The 21,296-nt window shown below is 62.7% G+C and carries 18 protein-coding genes and 1 tRNA gene; 12 read left to right on the top strand and 7 right to left on the bottom strand.

Annotated elements, in window-relative coordinates; all coding sequences use genetic code 11:
- The first annotated feature begins 111 nt into the window (after positions 1-111).
- Positions 112-1,212, top strand: a complete 1,101-nt coding sequence (locus ACFOMF_RS04620; RefSeq protein ID WP_386361691.1) for a polysaccharide biosynthesis/export family protein — start codon at positions 112-114, stop codon at positions 1,210-1,212.
- 100 nt (positions 1,213-1,312) lie between these two features.
- Here ACFOMF_RS04620 and ACFOMF_RS04625 read toward each other — a convergent pair whose 3' ends face one another.
- Positions 1,313-2,518 (bottom strand): molybdopterin molybdotransferase MoeA, encoded by a 1,206-nt coding sequence (locus ACFOMF_RS04625; protein WP_386361693.1) that lies wholly within the window; start codon positions 2,516-2,518, stop codon positions 1,313-1,315.
- Entirely contained in the window at positions 2,515-3,054 is a 540-nt protein-coding gene (gene moaB / locus ACFOMF_RS04630) for a molybdenum cofactor biosynthesis protein B (RefSeq protein ID WP_386361695.1), read from the bottom strand. The genes ACFOMF_RS04625 and moaB overlap by 4 nt, the downstream gene beginning before the upstream one ends.
- A 67-nt stretch (positions 3,055-3,121) precedes the next feature.
- On the opposite strand from moaB, the gene mobA reads away from it, so the two are divergent.
- Positions 3,122-3,760, top strand: coding sequence for a molybdenum cofactor guanylyltransferase MobA (gene mobA, locus ACFOMF_RS04635; protein ID WP_386361697.1), 639 nt, complete (start codon positions 3,122-3,124; stop codon positions 3,758-3,760).
- Positions 3,761-3,794: 34 nt separating this feature from the next.
- Positions 3,795-3,871: transfer RNA gene (locus ACFOMF_RS04640), tRNA-Pro, on the top strand.
- Positions 3,872-4,022: 151 nt separating this feature from the next.
- On the opposite strand, the gene ACFOMF_RS04645 is transcribed toward ACFOMF_RS04640, so the two are convergent.
- Entirely contained in the window at positions 4,023-4,262 is a 240-nt protein-coding gene (locus ACFOMF_RS04645; protein ID WP_386361699.1) for a glutaredoxin family protein, read from the bottom strand.
- A gap of 333 nt (positions 4,263-4,595) precedes the next feature.
- Here ACFOMF_RS04645 and ACFOMF_RS04650 point away from each other — a divergent pair, with 333 nt between their 5' ends.
- The 7 genes from ACFOMF_RS04650 to dacB all read left to right on the top strand — a co-directional run bounded on the left by ACFOMF_RS04650 (position 4,596) and on the right by dacB (position 11,307).
- A complete protein-coding gene (locus ACFOMF_RS04650; protein ID WP_386361701.1) occupies positions 4,596-5,852 on the top strand; it encodes an OprD family porin in 1,257 nt (418 codons plus the stop codon).
- 149 nt (positions 5,853-6,001) lie between these two features.
- Positions 6,002-6,427: a DUF883 family protein gene (locus ACFOMF_RS04655; RefSeq protein ID WP_386361703.1), complete on the top strand. Its 426-nt coding sequence runs from the start codon at positions 6,002-6,004 to the stop codon at positions 6,425-6,427.
- Between the two features lie 14 nt (positions 6,428-6,441).
- Positions 6,442-6,819: a phage holin family protein gene (locus ACFOMF_RS04660; RefSeq protein ID WP_386361705.1), complete on the top strand. Its 378-nt coding sequence runs from the start codon at positions 6,442-6,444 to the stop codon at positions 6,817-6,819.
- On the top strand, positions 6,816-7,136 hold the full coding sequence (locus tag ACFOMF_RS04665) for a hypothetical protein (protein WP_386361707.1): 321 nt from the start codon (positions 6,816-6,818) through the stop codon (positions 7,134-7,136). Before ACFOMF_RS04660 ends, ACFOMF_RS04665 begins: the two co-directional genes overlap by 4 nt.
- A gap of 163 nt (positions 7,137-7,299) precedes the next feature.
- On the top strand, positions 7,300-8,631 hold the full coding sequence (locus tag ACFOMF_RS04670; RefSeq protein WP_386361709.1) for a deoxyguanosinetriphosphate triphosphohydrolase: 1,332 nt from the start codon (positions 7,300-7,302) through the stop codon (positions 8,629-8,631).
- A 14-nt stretch (positions 8,632-8,645) separates the two neighbouring features.
- A complete protein-coding gene (locus tag ACFOMF_RS04675) occupies positions 8,646-9,743 on the top strand; it encodes an FUSC family protein (RefSeq protein ID WP_386361711.1) in 1,098 nt (365 codons plus the stop codon).
- Between the two features lie 115 nt (positions 9,744-9,858).
- Entirely contained in the window at positions 9,859-11,307 is a 1,449-nt protein-coding gene (gene dacB, locus ACFOMF_RS04680; protein ID WP_386361713.1) for a D-alanyl-D-alanine carboxypeptidase/D-alanyl-D-alanine endopeptidase, read from the top strand.
- Here dacB and rlmKL read toward each other — a convergent pair.
- The gene (rlmKL, locus tag ACFOMF_RS04685) at positions 11,304-13,526 is read right to left on the bottom strand and encodes a bifunctional 23S rRNA (guanine(2069)-N(7))-methyltransferase RlmK/23S rRNA (guanine(2445)-N(2))-methyltransferase RlmL (protein ID WP_386361715.1); all 2,223 of its coding nucleotides are present in this window, start codon (positions 13,524-13,526) and stop codon (positions 11,304-11,306) included. The two genes, dacB and rlmKL, sit on opposite strands and share 4 nt — an antisense overlap.
- 310 nt (positions 13,527-13,836) lie before the next feature.
- Here rlmKL and rmf point away from each other — a divergent pair, with 310 nt between their 5' ends.
- Positions 13,837-14,052 (top strand): ribosome modulation factor, encoded by a 216-nt coding sequence (gene rmf, locus ACFOMF_RS04690; RefSeq protein ID WP_386361717.1) that lies wholly within the window; start codon positions 13,837-13,839, stop codon positions 14,050-14,052.
- 82 nt (positions 14,053-14,134) lie between these two features.
- Here rmf and ACFOMF_RS04695 read toward each other — a convergent pair whose 3' ends face one another.
- The gene (locus tag ACFOMF_RS04695) at positions 14,135-15,166 is read right to left on the bottom strand and encodes a quinone-dependent dihydroorotate dehydrogenase (protein ID WP_386361719.1); all 1,032 of its coding nucleotides are present in this window, start codon (positions 15,164-15,166) and stop codon (positions 14,135-14,137) included.
- Positions 15,167-15,244: 78 nt separating this feature from the next.
- Positions 15,245-15,463, bottom strand: a complete 219-nt coding sequence (locus tag ACFOMF_RS04700; RefSeq protein ID WP_386361721.1) for a DUF2835 domain-containing protein — start codon at positions 15,461-15,463, stop codon at positions 15,245-15,247.
- A 95-nt stretch (positions 15,464-15,558) separates the two neighbouring features.
- Here ACFOMF_RS04700 and ACFOMF_RS04705 point away from each other — a divergent pair, with 95 nt between their 5' ends.
- On the top strand, positions 15,559-16,419 hold the full coding sequence (locus tag ACFOMF_RS04705) for a DUF6685 family protein (RefSeq protein WP_386361723.1): 861 nt from the start codon (positions 15,559-15,561) through the stop codon (positions 16,417-16,419).
- A gap of 31 nt (positions 16,420-16,450) precedes the next feature.
- Here the strand turns inward: ACFOMF_RS04705 and ACFOMF_RS04710 are convergent, their stop codons facing one another.
- A complete protein-coding gene (locus ACFOMF_RS04710; protein ID WP_386361725.1) occupies positions 16,451-21,289 on the bottom strand; it encodes an NAD-glutamate dehydrogenase in 4,839 nt (1,612 codons plus the stop codon).
- Positions 21,290-21,296: the final 7 nt, after the last annotated feature.

The following is a 21,296-nucleotide window of genomic DNA, read 5'->3' on the forward strand; positions in this document are numbered from 1 at the left end:
GCTCGGGGGCGCCCGACGCATTCAAGTTCAGCAGCCCACCCGGCCGCTGTTGCGCACCGACTGATCTCCGCCTAGCGGCTCGACCCATCATTTTCCGTCAAGGATGAACTCATGAAATCGCTACTTGCAATTACTGCCTCCGCTCTAATCCTGCAAGGCTGTGCCTTTGCGCCTGGCCAGCACCTCAGCCCGAACGATTTCCGAGGGGAAGACCGCACTGCCGAAGATGGTACGGTCAAGCTTGTGCGTATCACCCCAGAGCTGCTCAAAGGTGACATCGCGTCGAGCATGGGCACGGCGAGCAAACAGGAACTGCTGGATTTCCAGCCGGAGTCCTACCGCATCGGCGCCAATGACCTTCTCTACATCACCGTCTGGGATCACCCGGAACTGACGGCCCCATCCGGCGCTCAACAGCAGCTCGAGGCGAACGGTCGCTTGGTACGGCCCGACGGCACCCTGTTCTATCCCTACATCGGCCAGGTCAAGGCCGAGGGCATGACCATCGAAGAACTGCGCTCGACCATCGCCAGCCGCCTCACCAACTACATCGACAGCCCGCAGGTCGATGTTGGCGTACTGCGCTACGGCAGCAAGCGCGTGGTCCTCTCCGGCGCCTTCAACACTGCCGGCGAGGTTCCGATCACCGCTTCGCCCATGACCATCACTCAGGCCATCGGCCAGGCCGGCGTGGATGTGGACAACGCCGATCTCAGCGGACTGACGCTCAAGCGCGAAGGCCGTGAATATCTGCTCGATATCGATGATCTCAACCGCTCGGAGTCCTGGCTGCACCAGGTCTACCTGAAACCAGGCGATCAATTGCACCTGCCCTACAATGATCAGAAGAAGATCTACGTACTCGGCGAGGTGATCCAGCCCCAGGCAATGATCTTCAAGTCGACCAGCCTCAACCTGATGGACGCCATCGGTACGGCCGGCGGTCTACGCCAGGAAACGGCCAGCGGCGACGCCATCTACGTCATCCGTGGCGCGCAGAACATCGCCACCCAACAGGCCACGGTCTTCCAGCTGAGCGCCAAGTCGCCGACTGCCTTCGCCCTGGCCAAGCACTTCCCGCTGCATCCGCAGGACGTGGTGTTCGTAGGGCCGGCCAATATCGCGCGCTGGAACCGTTTCATCAGCAACCTGCTGCCGTCGGCCGCCATTATCGGGACCGGCGCAGCGGCGGACTACAACCTGCGTCGCTGACCGCAGGCGTGACACAAAGGCCACGGCCCCTGGGGGCCGTGGCCTTTTTCGTGAGCTAGAGAAAATTCTCCGCCTCCTGATCCAGATTGGCCGGAGAGCTTTACGCCAGAAGCTGAGCATAGGGAATGAAGCGTAGCGGCTCACCCGCACGAAAACTGCGGTGTTCCGGAACCTCGACCAAGCCATCCGCCCAGGTAGCGCCTCGCAACACACCGGAGCTCTGATTCGAGTGAAGCACGACCCGACCCTCGTTCACCCTGGCCTGGAGGTATTCGCGTCTTGAGCTAGCGGTCAACCGGTCGAAGCTTGCCGGAACCTCGAAGCCGAGCGGCTCAAGGCGCTCCACACCCAGACGCCTCAGGAGATAGGGACGGGCCAGCAAGGCAAAGGTCACCAGTGTCGATGCGGGATTGCCTGGCAGCCCGATCACCGCAATGCCCCGATACTGACCGCAGGTCAGGGGCTTGCCTGGCTTGATCGCCAGCTTCCAGAAGATCAACTCGCCTTGCTCACGCAATATCTGGCCAAGAAAGTCCGCCTCCCCCACCGATACCCCGCCTGTCGAAAGAATCAGATCGGCGCCCGCCACGCCGTCGAGCCGAGTGCGGATCTGCGCCGGATCATCAGGCAGGATGCCCAGATCGACCACATCGCAGCCCAATCGCCTCAGCCACGCATGCAGTAGATAGCGGTTGCTGTTGTAGATCTGCCCAGGACCCAGCGGCTGATCCAGCTCGACGATTTCATCCCCTGTGGAAAGCAGGGCGACCCGCAGCCTGCGCACCACCCGAAGCCGACCAGCACCGAGCGAAGCTGCCAGTCCCAGTTCCGTAGGGCCAAGGCGGGTCCCCCGTGCCAACACCTCCTCACCACGCCGAGCCTCCCCCGCCTGGGGGCGGACATGACGACCTATCACCGGCAGCGGCTCGGCAAAGCGCACCCGCCCGTCCTCGAGCAGCTCCGCGTTTTCCTGCATTTCGACGGTATCGGCGCCAGGTGGCAACGGCGCACCGGTGAAGATCCGCGCGCAACTACCGGGCTGGAGCGGACCCGGGTGCATCCCGGCAAAGATCTTCTGGCTGACCGGCAGGGGTTGACGGGACAGGTCGGCATGGCGGAAGGCGAACCCGTCCATTGCGCTATTGGGCCATGGAGGCAGGTCGACCGCCGCGCAGACCGCCTCGGCCAGAACTCGCCCATCCGCCTCTGCAAGCGCCACGGACTCGCTGTCTTCGATACGGCTGGCATCGGCCTGCGCCATGAGCCGTGCCTGCGCCTGCTCGATGGAGAGCAGACCACCGCTCATCCGCGGCTCTCGCAAGGCTCGGCCTGCTTGAGATGGGGGACGAAGTTGCATGGCCGATGACGAGCATCCAGTTGCTCGCGCAGGATCTTGTCCCAACCGGTACGGCAAGCATTGGTGGAGCCCGGCAGGCAGCACACCAGGGTACCGTTCGCCAGCCCCGCCAAAGCCCGGGACTGGATGGTGGACGAGCCGATATCGGTTACCGAAACCTGCCTGAACAATTCGCCGAAGCCGTCGACCTGCTTATCCAGCAGGCAGGCTACTGCCTCTGGCGTGCTGTCCCGCCCGGTAAAACCCGTGCCACCAGTAATGATGACGACCTGCACCTGATCTTCGGCAATCCAGTGAGCCACCCGGGCGCGTATGCGGTAGAGGTCGTCCTTCAGCAACACCCGCTCGGCGAGTCGATGACCGCCCTCGGTCAGCCGATCGACCAATAGCTGACCGGAGGTATCGGTTTCCGGGGTACGAGTGTCGCTGACGGTCAGTACCGCGATATTGAGCGGAACGAAGGGCTGATCAGGTCTGTGGCTCATGGGGCTCCATCCGGTTGAGTACATGGGATTGGAGTGTTATATCACAGGGCTTTACGGAGCCCCTGGCATGCTGAGCGCCCCGCTACCTCCCTGCTCCATTCTCCTCCTCGCGGGCGGACGCGGATCTCGCATGGGTGGGCGCGACAAGGGACTGGTGCCCTGGCGGGGCCGCCCGATGATTGCCTGGCTGCACCAGGTGGTGCGTTCGCATACGGATGATCTCATCCTCTCGTGCAACCGCAACGAAGAACGCTATCAGCAATATGCAGACCGCCTGGTACGCGATGGCGAGCCAGGCTTTCCAGGCCCGATGGCAGGGATCCGAGCCGGGCTCGCAATCGCCCGGCATCCCTGGCTGCTTGTATTGCCCTGCGACGCGCCGCTGGTGGATACAGCGCTGCTGCTTGCCCTGCGACAGGCCTCCCAGGCGACCGGGCATCCACTGATGCTGCGCCAGGGTGAACAGTGGGAGCCTCTCTTCTGCATGATTCCCACCACTCTCTGCGCTGCATTCGAACAGGCCTGGATGGCGGGAGAGCGCAGCAATCTGCGCGTTCTGCTGAACCTGGGTGGGCAGAGCCTTGCAGTACCGGCAGGTGATCCAAGGCTAGCCAACCTGAACACCCCGGCACTCATGGCTGACATCACCCTGCAGTCACCCGAGACCGCCTTGCCCGATGAAAAAAAGCCCGATAAGCCCTTGTGAAGCAAAACCTTTTATGTAAAATGCCGCCATTCATCGGAGCGTAGCGCAGCTTGGTAGCGCGTCTCGTTCGGGACGAGAAGGTCGCTGGTTCGAATCCAGTCGCTCCGACCAACACTCTGCGGTCAGCCGCACTCGATAAACCCGCCTTGTGCGGGTTTATTCGTTTATGGCGAAAACTCCTGTCAGCCTGCTCGGCTCACAGAAGCCTCTAGTTCAACTAAGACAACTTCCCACTCGGCGCTGGAGTCGGCAAATGCCGACTTCAGCAGGCCAGGAAAAACTCTACCCGGGCCGCGTCGAAAGGCCAGTTCAGTTCCTGCCCAGTGTCCAGACGACGCAGCACAGGTATCCGGGTGCCGTACTCTTCAACCCATTCGGGACGCTCGGAAATATCGATCAACTCAACCACAAGCCCCCTCTCCACCAGCGGAATTAATACCGCCTCGGCCTGCTCGCACAAATGGCAACCCAGCGTGCCCAACAACTGACACTCCGTCGACATGCTCTCCCCTCTCGTTGTACCTGTACTAAAGTCTAGCAGCCTGCGTTCATCAAACCGTCATGTCGGACCTTTATACAGCAGACTTCGTGCAGGTTTTTCATTCGACTAACCTTTGTCAAACCGCTAGGATTCGCCGCCAGAAGCCGTCTCGACCACGGTTTCGGATAAGAGCGAAGGGTCATGCCCGTTTTGCGGAGCAGATCACCGTAGCCGCTGCGGTAAAGCGCAAGGAAGACGAAAGTCTAAAAGCCTTTGGCCGCGGACTAATGCTTAAGTGGCATCGCCGTAAATTGAGCGAACAACAGAGCATCATCCACCGAGGAGATACAATAAATGCTCAAGACTCCAATGGCCCGGGCTATCAGCCTGGCAACTCTGGGAGCAACTCTGGCAATTCCTTCTCTGGCACAAGCTGCCTTCATCGAGGACAGTAAAGCTACGCTCGAACTGCGTAACTTCTATATGAATCGGGATTTCCGTGACGCTGCGCCTGGCGCACAGTCGAAGGCCGAAGAATGGGCTCAAGGTTTCATCCTCCGCTATGAGTCGGGTTTCACCGAAGGTGATATCGGCTTCGGCGTGGACGCCATCGGTCTGCTGGGTGTCAAGCTGGACTCGGGCCCCGGCCGTGCGGGCACCGGCATTCTTCCAGGCGGTTTTGGCGATGACGTGCCTGACGAGTACAGCCAGCTTGGTGCTGCCGCCAAGGCCAAGATCTCCAACAGCACCCTGCGTGCCGGCACTCTGATGCCGAAGCTGCCATCGGTCAGCGCCAACGATTCCCGCCTGCTACCGCAGACTTTCCAGGGCTTCCAACTGACCTCCCAGGAGATCAACGGCCTGACCCTTAACGCTGGCCGCCTGTACCAGAACAGCCTGCGCAACCTCAGCCGCAGCGATGATATCGCGATGAACGCACCGACCGGTGCCCGCGGCATTACCGGCGCCACTGCAGAAAACGAGTTCTGGTTCGCCGGCGGCAGCTTCGCCGTCGACAACAACCTGACCCTGGGCTACAACTACGGTAACCTGGACCAGAACTACAAGCAGCACATCGTCAATGCAGTGCATGTGCATCCGATCAGCGAAGGCCAGTCGTTCAAGACCGACCTGCGTTTTGCCCGCTCCACCGATGACGGCAACACCAACGTGGACAATAACGCCTTTGGCGCCATGTTCACCTACGCGATCAGCGGCCACGCCTTTGGTCTGGCGTACCAGAAGATGAACGGCGACACCGGCTACGCCTACCTTGCAGGTACCGATCCCTTCCTGGTCAACTACGTGCAGATCTCGGACTTCGCCAACCCTGGCGAGAAATCCTGGCAAGCTCGTTATGACTACAACTTCGCTGCCATGGGTATCCCCGGCCTGACCTTCATGACCCGCTACATCACTGGCGACGGCTTCCAGGTCGGTGGTGCTTCGGCAAAAGAGTGGGAGCGCAACACCGACATCGGCTATGTGTTCCAGGACGGAGCTCTGAAGAATCTCGGCGTTCGTCTGCGTAATGCCACTCTGCGTCGCAGCTATGCTTCCGATATGGACGAAAACCGTCTGATCGTCAGCTACACTCTGCCGCTGATGTAATCAGAGCAGCACCACTTCGCTGGTTAGACAAAGCCCGTCACGGCCCCGCCCTGACGGGCTTTTTCTTTACAGCTTCGGATAAGCCAAGCGGAACCTTGACTCGGCAGGGTGCTCGAAAAAAGAGTCCCTCAACAACAAGGAGCGCCCTCATGACCCTAGAGCCAACCAATAACGACGTGACCGGCAATGATGTGACTGGTGTATCGCCAGAAGCCACGAGCCAGTCCGACAAGGCTGAAAAAGCGCCCCTGGTAAACAAGGAGGCGCACCGCAAGAATCTCCAGGCCGCCCAGAATGCACTGGTCGACGAGTTCCATACCCTGATCGCCGATGCCGAGCGCCTGCTGAAGTTTACCCAGGGCTCTACCGACAGCCAGGCCAGCGAGTTGCGCGAGAAGGTCAACGAAAACATCTCCCGCGCCAAGTCGATGCTCCACGAGCGCGAAGAGGACGTGCGCGGCCAATGTCAGGTCTACATGCAGAGCACCGAGGAATACGTTCACAGCCGTCCCTGGCAGGCGCTCGGGATCGCTGCCGGCGTTGGCTTTCTGCTAGGCCTGGTCACTCGCCGTTGACAGGAGACGCGCCAATGGACGTGGACCACGAAAACGAGGCGCAGCAACCCTCTGTCAAGCGGTTGGGAAGCGCCTTTGCCGGCCTCATGCAAGGCCATCTGGAGCTGCTGGGCATCGAGCTCCAGGAGGAGAAGGCGCGAGCCATCAAGCTTTTCCTCCTGGCCGGGGTGAGCCTCGTGCTGGGCATCCTGATACTGGTCGGCATTTCGGCTGTGGTGGTCATGGCGTTCTGGGATAACCGCATCGCGGCGACCATCATCCTTTGCCTGCTTTACGCCATTGCCCTGGGCGTGTGCCTCAGCATGGTCATGCGGATCATCAAGGAATTCACCCAGCCTTTCCAGGCCACACTGGAAGAGCTGGCTCGGGACCGGGAGCGACTAATGCCATGAGCCTACCCCTGACCACCTCCAGTGACCTGGCAGCGCGCAAGGAGCTGGTGCGGTTGCGCATGGAAATGCATCGCCAGCAACTGCTGTACAACGCACAGCCTCTGGCCAATCCGTTTGATCGAGTCAAGGGCATGTTGTCCGGTCGGCGCAGCAAAGGCCACCATTCGACGAGCAAGGGTCCAATGGTGATTGCCGCAACGCTGGCACTGAGCCTGTTTGGCCGCCGTCTTGGCAAACTGGGCATCCTCGCTCGACTGGGTCTGACCCTTTATCCGCTCCTCAAGGCCCAGGCGTTGCTGGTGCGCAAACGCCACTGAGCCGCCGCAGCGACAGGGATGTCGCCGGTACGACTCAGCGAGACGTCGCACACGAGCGCTCCGCCGGCTTAAATAGCTCACCACGACCCCGCTTTTTTCAGGCAGGATTTTGCCGTCCGCCGCACACGCGTCGCGGACCATGAGAGGCAACGGAGTACAGCCCTTGGATTGGCACACCCTGCTCACCCGCGAGCGCCTGGGCAAGGCGGTTCGCAGCACCGAGGAACTTGGTCGCAGCCCATTCCACAAGGACCATGACCGGATCATCTTTTCCGGTGCCTTCCGCCGCCTGGGCCGCAAGACACAGGTGCATCCGGTTTCGAGCAACGACCACATTCACACTCGCCTCACTCATTCGCTGGAAGTGAGCTGCGTCGGCCGGTCGCTGGGTATGCGGGTCGGTGAAACCCTCCGTGGTGCCCTGCCGGAATGGTGCAGCCCGGGCGACCTAGGCGTCATCGTGCAGTCGGCATGCCTGGCCCATGACATCGGCAACCCGCCGTTCGGGCACTCTGGTGAAGATGCGATCCGTCACTGGTTCCAGCAGGCCGCCAACCGCGGATGGCTCGATGCGATGAGCCAGGCCGAACAGGCCGACTTTCTGAACTTCGAGGGCAACGCCCAGGGCTTTCGAGTACTCACCCAGCTCGAATATCACCAGTTCGATGGCGGGACGCGCCTCACCTACGCCACCCTCGGCACCTATCTGAAGTATCCCTGGACCTCTCGCCACGCCGAGGCCAAGGGCTACAAGAAGCACAAGTTCGGCTGTTACCAGAACGACCTGCCCCTCCTTGAGCAGATCGCCCAGCGCCTGGAGCTGCCCCTGCTGGAAGATCAGTGCTGGGCGAGGCACCCGCTGGTCTATCTCATGGAGGCAGCCGACGATATCTGCTACGGCCTGATCGACCTCGAGGACGGGCTGGAAATGGACCTGCTCGACTACGTCGAGGTAGAAGCGCTACTGCTGGACCTGGTCGGTGACGATCTCCCCGAGACCTATCGGCAACTCGGACCAGCGGACTCGCGCAGACGCAAACTCGCGATCCTTCGGGGCAAGGCCATCGAACATCTGACCAATGCCGCCGCGGGCGCTTTTGTCGAGCAACAGCAAGCCTTGCTCGAAGGCTGCCTGCAGGGTGATCTGGTGGAGCATATGCACGGTCGCGCCAAGACCTGCGTGCTACGCGCCAAGGCGCTGGCCCGGGAGAAGATCTTTCAGGACAAGCGCAAGACCCTGCACGAGATCGGTGCCTACACAACCCTGGAGATCCTGCTGAACGCTTTCTGCGGCGCTGCTCTGGAACAACATCACGGCGGTACGCTGTCGTTCAAGAACCGTCGGATTCTCGATCTTCTGGGCAATAACTGCCCTGATCCGGCCTGGCCGCTGTACTCATCATTCCTTCGCATGATCGACTTCATCGCCGGAATGACCGACAGTTACGCCACGGAGATGGCCTGCGAGATGACTGGCCGCTCCAGTCCGGTATAGGTTCCCGAAAAGGCATGCGGCAGTTCATATCCCGACATCTCGGCCAAGCGGCCTGGCCCCCGGCAGTGGCGGCCGGGCTCGGCTGTGCGCTGCCGTTGTCGCTGGGCATGTTCAGCGGCCATGCCGGCTTCTACTGGGCCACCGTCGGGGCCTTCATGGGGAGTCTGGCCAATCCCATCCTGCGCCTCGGCATGCTGAGCATGCTCACCCTGGTCCTGCTCGGCGCCTTCAGTGTCGCTATCGGGTATCGCGTCGCCATCTCGCCCTGGCTCAGCTTCGCCCTTTTCGCTTTTTATGGGCTTCTGCTGGCCGCCCTGCGCCGTTATGGCAGCGAGGCAGCGCGAGGCGGATTGGCCCTGGCGATCTGCCTGTGTCTGGGACAGGGTGAGTTCGGCCTTGGCAATTTCGACCGCCCCCCGGCCATTGCCATGCTGTTTCTGCTGGGTGGATTGTGGATGTCGCTGCTTGGCTTCGGTTTGCGTGGCGCGGCGGGTCTACGAATGTGGCCTGAACAACCGCGGCTCGCGACCGCCCGCCGCGGCATGCGGCGCATGGCTCGGCACCATCCATTGTCCCACTGGTGGCCAGCGGCGGTCGCCAGCGCCCTGGCATTGGGTCTTGCCGGCTTCTGCGCCAGTTACCTGGCGCTACCGCGAAGTTACTGGCTTACGCTGCCTGTCCTCCTCACCATCCCGCTAGCCCATCGTTACGGCTTTCTCAAGGCCCTGCTCGCCGACCTCTTGCTTCTGATGCTCTTTGTCCTGCTGATCCTGTTGGGCTACAGCCTCGCTGGCGCACCACCGGTTGCCTTCTTCACCCTTGCACTGGTGGTGCTCTTTCGTGCGTATCAGGCCCGTCGCTACGGGGTTTTCGCCCTGCAGATCACGCTCTGCTTTCTGCTACTCACCGAGACCCTGTCATTCGACTGGACAGAGCCACAGTGGCGCCTGATCAACGCAGTGGTGGGTACCTGCGTCGCCGTCCTTTCTGCACTGCTGCTTCACCTGTGCCGACGCCTCCATCGAAAACGCGGCCGAGACAGCGATCCAGCGCCTGCCCAGAGCGCCCCGCCGCAGCCCCAGGATCCGGTCGGACAGAGTCATTTCGTCTAGAATCTTCCTGACACCCACCCGCCAACCAGCCGCTCGGGCATAATCAGCGCGCCCTCATCCAGTCGTTGGGATTGCCATGTCCAGCCCATTCCGCAGTATCAGGAAAGGAGCGCTCATGCTCGGTGTCTTGCGCGGCCTCGCTTTCGCTACCCTCGCCCTGCCGGCCTACGCAGAACGCATCGACGCGACCTTGCCGGCTGGGGTCGAGCAGGCCCTGAAGAGCAACAAGCTAGGCGCCGATACCCTCTCGGTGGTGATGCTCCCACTCAATGGGGAAGGCGCCGCGACCCTGGTAAATGCCGATGTCTCGGTGAACCCGGCGTCCACCATGAAGCTCGTCACTACCTATGCCGCTCTGGAGCTGCTTGGTCCCAACCACCAGTGGAAAACCGAATTCTTTACTGACGGCACGCTCAAGGATGGCGTCCTCCAGGGGAACCTCTATCTCAAGGGCGGCGGCGATCCCAAGCTGAACATGGAGAAACTCTGGCTGCTGCTGCGTGATCTGCGAGCCAATGGGGTGGTGCAGGTCAAGGGCGACCTGGTACTCGACCGCAGCCATTTCATCCAGCCCGATCTGCCTGCCTTCGACGATGACGGCGGCGATCAGAACCGGCCGTTTCTCGTCGAGCCGGATTCGCTGCTGGTCAATCTCAAGGCACTGCGCTTCGTGACCCGCAACGACGGCGGGAAGGTCAGCGTTGCGGTGGAGCCACCGCTCGATCGGGTCAGGATCGACAACCGCGTGCAGGCCCTGCCGGCTGCCAAATGCCCCGGCTGGCCAGACCTGCACTATAACCCGATCGCCGATTCGCAGGGCGTCACCGTGGTCATCACCGGCAAGCTTCATGCCGGGTGCAACGGCCAGACCTACCTGGCCTTGCTCGATCATCCTGACTATGCCGCCGGCACCGTTCGCTCGCTTTGGAAGGAGCTGGGCGGAAGCATCACCGGCGGTGACCGGGTCGGCTCGGTACCCTCCGACGCCCGCCTGCTGGCCCACGCGCTGTCGCCGGACCTGACCGAAATCATTCGCGACATCAACAAGTACAGCAACAACACCATGGCTCGCCAGCTGTTTCTCAGCCTGGGCGCGGCCCATCGCCTACCGGGAGATGCGGACGATGCCCAGGCGGCCCAACGGGTGATTCGGCAGTGGCTCGCCAGCAAGGGTATCGCTGCGCCAAATCTAGTGATGGAGAATGGCTCGGGGTTGTCTCGCCAGGAGCGGATCACAGCCCGCGAGATGGCAGCAATGCTGCAGGCCGCCTGGCGCAGCCCCTACGCCGCCGAGTTCATCTCATCGATGCCGCTGGCCGCCATGGACGGCACCATGCGCAAGCGCCTGCGCGAGACCCCGGTAGCCGGCAACGCTCACATCAAGACCGGCACCCTGAAGGATGTCCGGGCGATCGCCGGCTACAGCCGCGACGCCCAGGGCAACAGCTGGGCGGTGGTCGCGATTCTCAACCATCCCCAGCCTTGGGGGGCGGCGGCGATTCTCGACGAGGTCCTGGTCAGCCTGTCCAGCCAGCAGGGCGGCTCCCAGACCGCCCGCCGTTAGCGCTTGCTCGCCTGGATGCGCCAGGCGCGGTGAATCTTGCCGTTACGCCGGAAATCCTCGTCCAGGGTCTGGCCGGAGATCTCTTCCACCTCGTAGCGCTCGGCCAGCCGGGGCTCCAGCGTGAACTTGCGGAAGTTATTGGAGAAGTACAGCGTGCCGCCCGGCGCCAACCGAGCCATGGCCAAGTCGAGCAGGCGCACATGATCACGCTGAACGTCGAACACGCCTTCCATGCGCTTGGAATTGGAAAAGGTTGGCGGATCCATGAAGATCAGGTCATAGATTCCCTGTTCCTGCGCCAGCCATTCCATGACATCGCTCTGGACCAGTTGATGCCGCTCGGACAGGCCATTGAGGGCCAGGTTGCGGCGGGCCCAGTCCAGGTAGGTGCGCGATAGGTCGACGCTGGTGGTACTGCGTGCGCCCCCCTTGGCCGCGTGTACACTGGCCGTCGCGGTGTAGCAGAACAGGTTGAGAAAGCGCTTGCCGTCTGCCTCGCGCGCCAACCGCAGGCGCATAGGACGATGGTCGAGGAAAAGGCCGGTGTCCAGATAGTCGGTCAGGTTCACCAGTAGCTTGACTGCCCCTTCGCGCACCTCCATGAACCGCCCTTCGCTGCCTTGGCGCTCGTATTGACGAGTGCCGCTCTGGCGCTCGCGGCGCTTGAGCACCACGCGATCAGGGCTCACGCCGAGCGTCGGCGGGATTGCCGCAAGTGCATCGAGCAAGCGTGCCTGGGCCTTGGCCGGCTCGATGCTGCGCGGCGGTGCGTATTCCTGCACATGGACCCAGCCGGCATAAAGATCCACCGCCAGCGCATACTCGGGCATGTCCGCATCGTACAGGCGATAGCATTCGATCCGCTCACGCGCGGCCCATTTGCCCAACTGCTTGAGGTTCTTGGCCAGACGATTGGCGAACATTTGTCCGCCTTCGCTGAGGCGCGCGGTTTCCGGCGCCAGTCCAGGCGCCGGGATCACCGCGGCCTCGCCGGCCAGGTCGGTCTCCCGTGCCGCGACAGGCCTTTCTGCGCCCGGCTTACGCCCGGTGACAAACTGCTCGACCTCGACACGAAACAGCAACAGCTTGCACGGCAAGGCCCCATTCCACATCGCGTACTGCTTGTGGCTGCGCAAGCCCATGCGTTTGCCGAGTTCCGGCGCGCCGGTGAACACTGCGGCCTGCCAGCCGAGGCAGGCCTGGCGCAGCCGTTCACCCAGGTGCTGATAGAGATAAAGCAGGCTGGCCTCGTCGCCAAGGCGCTCGCCATAGGGCGGATTACAGATGACCAGGCCTTTCTGATTGCGATCGGTGCGCGGCTCGAAAGTCGCCAGTTCACCCTGGTATACACGCACCCATTCGGCAAGACCCGCGCGCTCGATGTTGTTGCGTGCCGGCTGGATCAGCCGTGGATCAGCCTCGTAACCGCGTATCCACAGGGGTTCCTTTGCCAAGCCAGCAGCCGCGCGCGCCTGCGCTTCGAAGAGCAGGCGCGACCATACCGCCGGCACGTGTCCCAACCAGCCGCTGAAACCCCAGCGCTCGCGCCGAAGGTTGGGGGCAATGTCCGCCGCCATCAGCGCCGCCTCGACGAGAAAGGTCCCAACACCGCACATCGGGTCCGTCAGTGCCCCACCTTGCGCCGCAATGGCAGGCCAACCAGCGCGGATCAGCACCGCTGCAGCCAGGTTTTCCTTGAGTGGTGCGGCGCCCTGCTGCAGACGATAGCCGCGCTGGTGCAGGCTATGGCCGGACAGATCTAGCGACACCACCGCCTCGCCACGGTCGATCCGGACATGGATACGCACGTCCGGATTGAGCTTGTCGATGCCCGGACGCCCGCCGTTCTCGTCCCTCAAACTGTCGACGATCGCGTCCTTGACCTTCAGGGCTCCGAAATGAGTGTTGTCGATTCCAGCGCCCTGGCCACTGAACTCCACGGCCAGCGTGCCGCGGCTGTCGAGGTGGTCATGCCAGTCGATGGCGGCCACACCGGCGTACAGCGCGTCGGGGCTGTCGACCGGGAACCGCGACAGCACCAGCAATACCCGATTGGCGAGCCGTGACCACAGGCACAGGCGATAGCCCACCTCCAGATCAGCCACGCCGGACACCGCGGCTGGATGCTCGCGGCTTTCTTGCAGGCCGAGCGCAGCAGCCTCGTCACGCAGTAGCGATTCGAGGCCTTTGGGGCAGGTGAGGATCAATTGTAGGGTCATGCGGGTTCCAGAAAGATTGGCGGTTCGATATCCGGGCGACAGCGGCTCTATTGTGACGCCTGAGCGATCACTCGGCAGCGTTGCAGTTACAGCTGTTGAGGGTGGGTTAGGGCATTTAGCGATATCACTGCGCTGTTTATGCCAAATCGATCATTCACCTGCCCTGCAAAAATAGGTTAGAACTCATCTCAATCGTCTTTGCAATGAAGGCGAAGGGTCCGCCACGCCGGCAGCGGGCCCGTCGGCAGCAAGCTGCCAGCCTCGTCACGGGGCCGATGGGAACATAGTCAATAACTGAGGGCTTTACCCAATGAGAAGACTGAAGCGTGATCCGATGGAACGAGCTTTCCAGCGCGGTTACCAGCACGGCATCTATGGCAAATCTCGCGACCTCTGCCCCTTCACTCAGGCCGGCACCCGGCAGGCCTGGATCAACGGATGGCGGGAAGGCCGCACCGACCACTGGGATGGCATGATCGGCACCGCCGGTGTCCATCGCCTCAATGAATTCCATGCCGTAGGCTGACACGCAGACACCTTTCTCTTCCAGTACGCCTCACCCGGGCGTAGGGCTCCCCAGACGGGGAGCCCACCGGGCGACGGTCCCGTCAGACGCGTCGGGCCGCCTGCAGCGCGGCGATGGCGTCAACCGACTCGCGAATCAGACCAGGCCCCTTGTAGATGAAGCCTGTATAGAGTTGCACCAGACTGGCACCTGCCTCGACTTTCTCCGCCGCGTGCCGGCCTTCAGTGATACCGCCCACGGCGATGATTGGCAGGCGACCGGCCAGCGTCTGGGCAAGGACTCGCACGGTGTGGGTGCTCTTGTCGCGCACCGGTGCGCCAGACAGGCCGCCCGCCTCATCCGCATGTGCCAGCCCGCCCACGCCTTCACGACTGAGCGTGGTGTTGGTAGCGATGATCGCATCCATACCTGCCTGGAACACCGCCTCCCCCACCAGCGCGATCTCGTCATCGCTCATGTCCGGCGCGATCTTGATGGCAATCGGCACACGCTTGCCATGGCGCACCTCAAGATCCTCCCGGCGCAGGCGCAGGGCCTCGAGCAAGGCCTTCAACGAATCGCCAAACTGAAGGCTTCGCAGGCCAGGGGTATTGGGCGAGCTGACGTTTACCGTGACATAGCTGGCATGGTGATAGACCCTTTCCAGGCACAGCAGGTAATCATCTTCCGCGCGCTCCACCGGTGTATCGAAGTTCTTGCCGATATTGATGCCGAGAATGCCCTTGAAGCGTGCCGCTTGCACCCGCTCGAGCAGGGCGTCGACGCCCAGGTTGTTGAACCCCATGCGATTGATGATCGCCTCGGCCTCCGGCAGTCGGAAGATTCGCGGCTTGGGGTTTCCAGGCTGCGGGCGCGGCGTCACCGTGCCGATCTCGACAAAACCGAATCCAAGTTGTGAAAGCCCATCAATGGCCGTTCCGTTCTTGTCCAGGCCGGCCGCGAGCCCCACTGGATTGGGAAAGTCCAGCCCCATCACCGTTACCGGCAAACAGGGCGCCTTCTTGAACAGGCCATTGAGTCCCAGTCGGCCTCCCGCACCGATCAGATCCAGGGATACTTCGTGGGCGCCTTCCGGAGAAAGCTTGAACAGGAGGTCGCGGGCCAGGTTGTACATGCGCAGCCTAAGTCGAAGAAACGGAGGGTGCCAAAGTATAGCGGCGAGCCGCGTGACTGTCCCTACGGCGACAGGGGATCAGGCGCGTCGCAGCCCGAGGAGCTTGCCATCGGCGGAATACTCCATGACGAAGCTGCCATGCACCCCCTCTTCGGTCACGAAGGGACGCAGATGATGGGCGGGCAGGCTCACCCGACGACCCTCGCGGCTCTGCACCAGGATACGGTTGGCACGTCCCTGATAGACGGCTAGCAGCCGGTCCGTGGATAAGGCAATATCGAGGATCAGATTAGGCACGGAGCACCTCCATTTGATGATCGCCATGATGCCACGCGACGGCGAATACGGCTTCGGTGCCCGGCACATCGGTTGGCTGAAGGGCTGAGGTCAGGGTGTCGCCCTCTCTCAGTTCGCGCCTTGCACGCCTGGCTACCCGCCTGGGACTGACCAGCCGCCCCCCTGCCCCACAGCATGCCCGAGAGCGCATCGGCAAACTCAAGCTGGAGTTTGCGCCGCTGCCTGCATTTCACTCGAGCATCTTCTGGAGCGACAATCCCTCCCTGGAGGACCTCCACGAGCTGCCTCGCGGAGCCCTGTCCGGCCCTACCCAGGAATACAAGGCTCGCGCCCACGCCATTCTGGTCAAGCTGATTCGCCGGGAAAGCGAACCGCGTGATGCCTTCGATCTTCGCGAGGTGGGTGGCTTTCTCGCTCCGAACCCACTGGGCATTCCCTGCCCCAGTTTCGAAACCTTCGCCGCAACGCCCGCGTGCCGGGCGATACGCATTATCAGCTACAACGACTTCATGCGTGTCATGGACACCGCCGTACCCGGCTACAAGGCCGCGCCCCGGGTCACCTTGCTACAGGCCAACTGGCAGGGCGACCGGGTGTTCTGGGCGGGTGACGGGCATGGCGAGGCCTTTGCCTGCGCCATCGCCTATGCGCGACTGCGCGGGCTCGATCTGTCGCTGCCATGCGAACAGGTGCGCTACTTCATCGACGAGGATGGGCTTGCCGCTCTGGAGCGGGCCTACCATGTGCTGCTGATGCCAGAGCATGCGTGGAATGATCGCGAATTCATGCGCCATCTACTGGAAGACGGCACACCCTATGCCCGCCTCCGCCTGCAACGCCACAACCATGAATGGCTGTTGCTGGACAAGCGACTGCCTCGGTCCGATGGACTCGGCATCGGACTGAAGAAAGCCGGCGCCGCCGACTTCTGCGATTATCTGCGCCGGCACCTGTGAACCGGGTGGCTCGTCAGCGAGCCACCCTCCTTCACTCGGGCTCGCTGAGGGCCAGATCCTGCAGTTCCCTGCTCGCCACCGAGTGCAGCGCGTAATCCCCGGCAGGCGCCGCCGCCAGGCAGCTGAGCAGATAGCGCCAGCGCTCCGTCAACCCCGGGCGCTGGACAATCCACTGTGCAAGATGCTGCTCCATCGGTCCTGAACCCATGTTCAGCACCGACACGGTAATGGCTCGCTGGTTGGCGTCGAGATCGTCCCGGAAGCCCTCTCGCGCCAGCGCCTGCCAGTTGTTCTCGACGCTGAGATTGGTGATCTGCTGAAGATACCAGTTCAGATCCAACGCCCCGCCCACGGCAAAGTAGCCGGCCGCCACTCGCTCTTCGGCCTGCCCCGTCTGATCAGCGGCCTCGACGATGGGCAGTAGGGTGTAGAGGTGCGCAGTGCCGGCGACCATGCGCGCCAGCAGCTCCGGTACGCCAGCCTCGGCATATCGCAGGTAGCGCTCCTGCCAGTGCTGACGGGTCACCCCTTCGAGCAACTCGTCGAGCTTGAGTCCCAGGGCCGCGACCCGTGGCCCGAAATGCGCGACCTCACGCGCCGGGTTCAGGTCGTAACGGCGGTTGCGCAGGAACCAGCGGGTCGCGCGACGGCCCATGCGGGTGAGCTCGTCCATCAGCGCCAGCTGCAGATCGGCGGACACGCGATGATCCAGCGCCTCGATCTGGCGGAACCAGTGCGGCAGATGGAAGATGTCGCGCACCATCACGTAGGCGCTGGCCACGCTGGCGGCGCTCATGCCGCTGGATTCCCGCAACCGCTGGACGAAGGTGATGCCCATGTGGTCGACGATATCGTTGGCCACCTGGGTCGCGGTGATTTCACGCTTGAGGCGATGCTGTTGCATCGCCTCACCGTACCGTTCGGCCAGCAGTTGCGGAAAGGCGCGCTGCATATCACGGGTGAGATACGGCAGATCCGGGAGCGAAGAGTCCAGCAAGGCCTCCTTGAAATCGATCTTGCTATAGGAGACCAGTACCGCCAGTTCCGCCCGGGTCAGGCCATGGCCATGGGCGATGCGCTCGGCCAGTGCCTCATCGCTTGGCAGGAATTCCAGGGTGCGGTCGAGCCGGCCGGAGGATTCCAACCCCACGATCAGGCGACGATATTCACCGATCCGCTCGCGCGCCCGACGCTCGGCCACCGACAGCGCCTGGGTCTGCTTGTAGTTGTTGTGCAATACCAGTTCGCCCACCGCGTCGGTCATTTCCGCCAGCAGCAGGTTGCGCTGCTTCAGGGTCAGATCGCCCTCGGCGATCAGGCCGTTGAGCAGGATCTTGATGTTGACCTCGTGATCCGAGCAATCGACGCCGCCCGAGTTGTCGATGAAATCGGTGTTGCAGGCGCCGCCCTTCAGGCAATACTCGACGCGGCCCAGTTGCGTCATGCCGAGGTTCCCGCCCTCGCCCACCACCCGGGCGCCCAACTCGTTGCCGTTCACCCTCAGCGCGTCGTTGGCCTTGTCGCCCACCTCGATGTGGGTTTCATGCTCCGCCTTGACGTAGGTCCCGATCCCACCGTTCCACAACAGATCGACCGGCGCCTTGAGCAGTGCCTGGATCAACTCGGTCGGGGTCAGACGCTCGGCCTGGATCGCGAAGCGCTCCCGGACCGCTGCACTCAGGGTGATGCTCTTGGCACTGCGCGGGTAGACGCCACCGCCAGTGGAAATCAGCGCAGCGTCGTAATCGGCCCAAGACGAACGCGGCAACTGGAACAGGCGCAAGCGTTCGGCGAAACTGCTCGCCGGGTCGGGGTCCGGATCCAGGAAGATGTGCTGATGGTTGAACGCAGCGACCAGCCGCAGCGAGGACGACAGCAGGAGCCCGTTGCCAAACACGTCGCCACCCATGTCGCCGATCCCGAGCACGTCGATGCTGTCGGTCTGGACATCGATACCACGCTCGCGGAAGTGTCGCTGCACCGACACCCAGGCGCCCTTGGCAGTGATGCCCATCTTCTTGTGGTCGTAGCCCGCCGAGCCGCCCGAGGCGAAGGCGTCGCCAAGCCAGAAGCCATAGGCCGCGGCGATCTCGTTGGCGATATCGGAAAAACTGGCCGTTCCCTTGTCAGCCGCCACCACCAGGTAGGGGTCATCCTCGTCGTAGCGCAACACAGCTGCCGGGGGCACCACCTGACCTTCCTGCAGGTTATCGGTAATGTCGAGCAGGCCGCTGATGAACAGTCGGTAGCAGGCAACTGCCTCTGCCTGTACTTCGTCCCGCGACCCGGTCGGCAAGCGCCGAGGCACGAAGCCGCCCTTGGCGCCGCCAGGCACGATCACTGCATTCTTGACCTGCTGGGCCTTGACCAACCCCAGCACCTCGGTGCGGTAATCCTCTTCCCGGTCCGACCAGCGCAAACCTCCCCGCGCCACCTTGCCGCCACGCAGGTGCACGCCTTCTACCCGCGGTGAGTAGACGAAAATCTCATAGCGAGGTACGGGCCGCGGCATCTCGGGAATGACGGACGGATCGAACTTGAAGCTGAAGTAGTCCTTGGGTTTTCCCTCCGCGTCCGGCTGATAGAAATTGGTGCGCAAGGTAGCCTTGATCAGGTCGAGGTAGCGCCGCAGGATGCGGTCTTCGCTGAGCACCGCGACGTCCTCGAGGGCGGCGATGATGGCCTTTTCCAGCCGCTCCTGCTTGTCCTGCAGGTCCTCCTCGCCCAGCCGCCTGGCCAGGTAGAAACGCATCTTGAACAGGCGGACCAACTCACGGGCGATAGCGCTGTGATTGACCAGCGCGTTGGCGATATAGCCGAGGTCGAAGCCCAGCCGGATCTGCTTCATGTAGCGGGCATAGGCGCGCAGCAGGGCGGCCTCACGCCAGGACAAGCCGGCTGTGAGGACCAGGCGGTTGAAGGCGTCGTTCTCCGCCCGGCCATCGATGATGTGCACGAAGGCATCCTGCAGCGGCTCGTTGATCTCCAGCAGGTCGATTTCCAGCCCTTCAGCATAGGTGAAGGCAAAATCGTGGATCCAGAACTCGCGCCCGTCACGATGCCGCAGCCGATACGGGACTTCACCCAGGACCCGCAGTCCCAGATTCTCCAGTACCGGCAGCACGTCCGACAGCGCCAGCGACAGCTCGCCATGGTAGATCTTGCAATGCAGGCGGTTGCCGCCCGCCGCCAAGGGCTGATAGAAGCTCATCACCAGCGGGCGCTGGGGGCCGAGGTCGAGCAGGTGCTGCAGATCCACCACGGCCGAGAAGGGCGAAAACCGCTCCCGATAACCAGCGGGAAACCCCTTCGGAAAATCGCTTAGCACCATACTGCCCTGGGACTCGCCGAGGCGGTCGAGCGCCAGCGCCATGTAGTCGTCACGCCAGTCACGGCAGGCCAGGGTCACCTCCCGCTCCAGCTTCTCGAGGTCTATCTGCGGCGGATGCTCCGGATCGAGCCGCAGGATGAACTGCACCCGGATCAACCGTGACTCGGAGAAGTAGGTCCAGAACTCAGAGCCCTTGGCGTTCAGGCGATCCATCAGCACCTGCTGGATTTTTTGCCGTGTCTCGGTCGAATAAGCATCCCGGGGCAGGTAGATCAGGCAATAACAGAAGCGGCCATAGGGATCGGTCCGCAGGAACAAGCGCAACAGGTCGCGCTCCTGGATCTGGACGATGGCGATAGCGGTGTCGCACAGGTTGTCGAGGGTGCTTTGAAACAACTCGTCCCGCGGCAGCACCTCGAGCACCCGTAACAGCTCCTTGGCCAGGTGCGCCGAGTGCTCGAGGCGAGCACGTTGCTGAATCTGCTGCACCTTGCGGCGAATAAAGGGGATGCGCTGGACGCTCTGGGTGTACACCGCTGCCGTGAAGAGCCCCATGAAACGGTATTCACGCACTACCACACCTTGGGCGTCCAATTCGCGTACCGAGACGAAGTCGGGGTAGGCTGGCCGATGAATACGGCTGGGCCTGGCTGCCTTGGCGAACGACAAAGGCAGCGGCGCCTTCAGATAGGCCAGGGCACTGCGATCGACCTGCGCGCCCTCGGCCTCCAGCCCCGTGCGCAGCTCACGTGACAGACCCAGCAGGCTGGCCTGGTCATAGACGAGGCGACCGCCCTGCTCCGTCTCCTCCAGCGAGAATTCCTCATAGCCGAGAAAGGTGAAATGTTCGTCCCGCAGCCAGGCGAAAAAGTCGCGCTCCTCGGCCAGGTCCTCAGGCTGCGCCTGCGGATGGAGCTCGGCGAACCCTTCACTGAGTTCAAGTGCCTTGGCCTTCATCGCCCCGAAATCCTGGACCGCCAGACGCACCTCGCCAAGCACCGCCAGCAGCGCCTGCTCCAGGGCCCGCAGCTCACTGGCGTTGGCACAACGGTCGACCTCGAGAAAGATCAGCGACTCGCTCACAGTCGCCGCGCTGTCGCCGTCGCGCGGCAGCAACTCGCTCAGGCGGCCATCGTCGCCTCGCCGCACCCGCAGCACACTGTTCTGCAGGTTGTGAATGCGCAGCCCACGCCGCGATAGCTCCATGCGCACCGAGTCGACTAGGAATGGCATGTCCGGCTGCAAGATCAGCACCGCCGTATGGGTCGACTGCCAGCCGTGCTTCTCGTAATCGGGGTTGAACACCCGCAGGGCCGGGCCGGTCGCGTCCTTTTGCTCCAGCAGGCGCCACGCTGCGAGCGTAATGCCAACCAGATCGGTGAGTCGGCGCTGGGTCAGCTCAGCCAGCGGCACGATGGAAAAGAACTGCTCGGTAAAGAGGCTGACCTGCGGCACCAGGTCGGCATTCAGGCTTTGCCCCAGCGCCGCCCGCAATTGCTGCAGGAATTCGGCTTGGCTGGCTGCGGTGTAAAACGGCATTCGGACG

The organism is Stutzerimonas tarimensis, assembly GCF_042648805.1.
GTDB classification, from domain to species: Bacteria; Pseudomonadota; Gammaproteobacteria; order Pseudomonadales; family Pseudomonadaceae; genus Azomonas; species Azomonas tarimensis.

Coding starts and splice junctions, on each gene's coding strand:
- ACFOMF_RS04665 (WP_386361707.1), top strand. CDS start 6,816: ATGAGCCTACCCCTGACCACCTCCAGTGACCTGGCAGCGCGCAAGGAG.
- mobA (WP_386361697.1), top strand. CDS start 3,122: ATGCTGAGCGCCCCGCTACCTCCCTGCTCCATTCTCCTCCTCGCGGGC.
- ACFOMF_RS04675 (WP_386361711.1), top strand. CDS start 8,646: ATGCGGCAGTTCATATCCCGACATCTCGGCCAAGCGGCCTGGCCCCCG.
- ACFOMF_RS04660 (WP_386361705.1), top strand. CDS start 6,442: ATGGACGTGGACCACGAAAACGAGGCGCAGCAACCCTCTGTCAAGCGG.
- ACFOMF_RS04710 (WP_386361725.1), bottom strand. CDS start 21,289: ATGCCGTTTTACACCGCAGCCAGCCAAGCCGAATTCCTGCAGCAATTG.
- ACFOMF_RS04650 (WP_386361701.1), top strand. CDS start 4,596: ATGCTCAAGACTCCAATGGCCCGGGCTATCAGCCTGGCAACTCTGGGA.
- rlmKL (WP_386361715.1), bottom strand. CDS start 13,526: ATGACCCTACAATTGATCCTCACCTGCCCCAAAGGCCTCGAATCGCTA.
- ACFOMF_RS04655 (WP_386361703.1), top strand. CDS start 6,002: ATGACCCTAGAGCCAACCAATAACGACGTGACCGGCAATGATGTGACT.
- ACFOMF_RS04620 (WP_386361691.1), top strand. CDS start 112: ATGAAATCGCTACTTGCAATTACTGCCTCCGCTCTAATCCTGCAAGGC.
- dacB (WP_386361713.1), top strand. CDS start 9,859: ATGCTCGGTGTCTTGCGCGGCCTCGCTTTCGCTACCCTCGCCCTGCCG.
- rmf (WP_386361717.1), top strand. CDS start 13,837: ATGAGAAGACTGAAGCGTGATCCGATGGAACGAGCTTTCCAGCGCGGT.
- moaB (WP_386361695.1), bottom strand. CDS start 3,054: ATGAGCCACAGACCTGATCAGCCCTTCGTTCCGCTCAATATCGCGGTA.
- ACFOMF_RS04625 (WP_386361693.1), bottom strand. CDS start 2,518: ATGAGCGGTGGTCTGCTCTCCATCGAGCAGGCGCAGGCACGGCTCATG.
- ACFOMF_RS04645 (WP_386361699.1), bottom strand. CDS start 4,262: ATGTCGACGGAGTGTCAGTTGTTGGGCACGCTGGGTTGCCATTTGTGC.
- ACFOMF_RS04695 (WP_386361719.1), bottom strand. CDS start 15,166: ATGTACAACCTGGCCCGCGACCTCCTGTTCAAGCTTTCTCCGGAAGGC.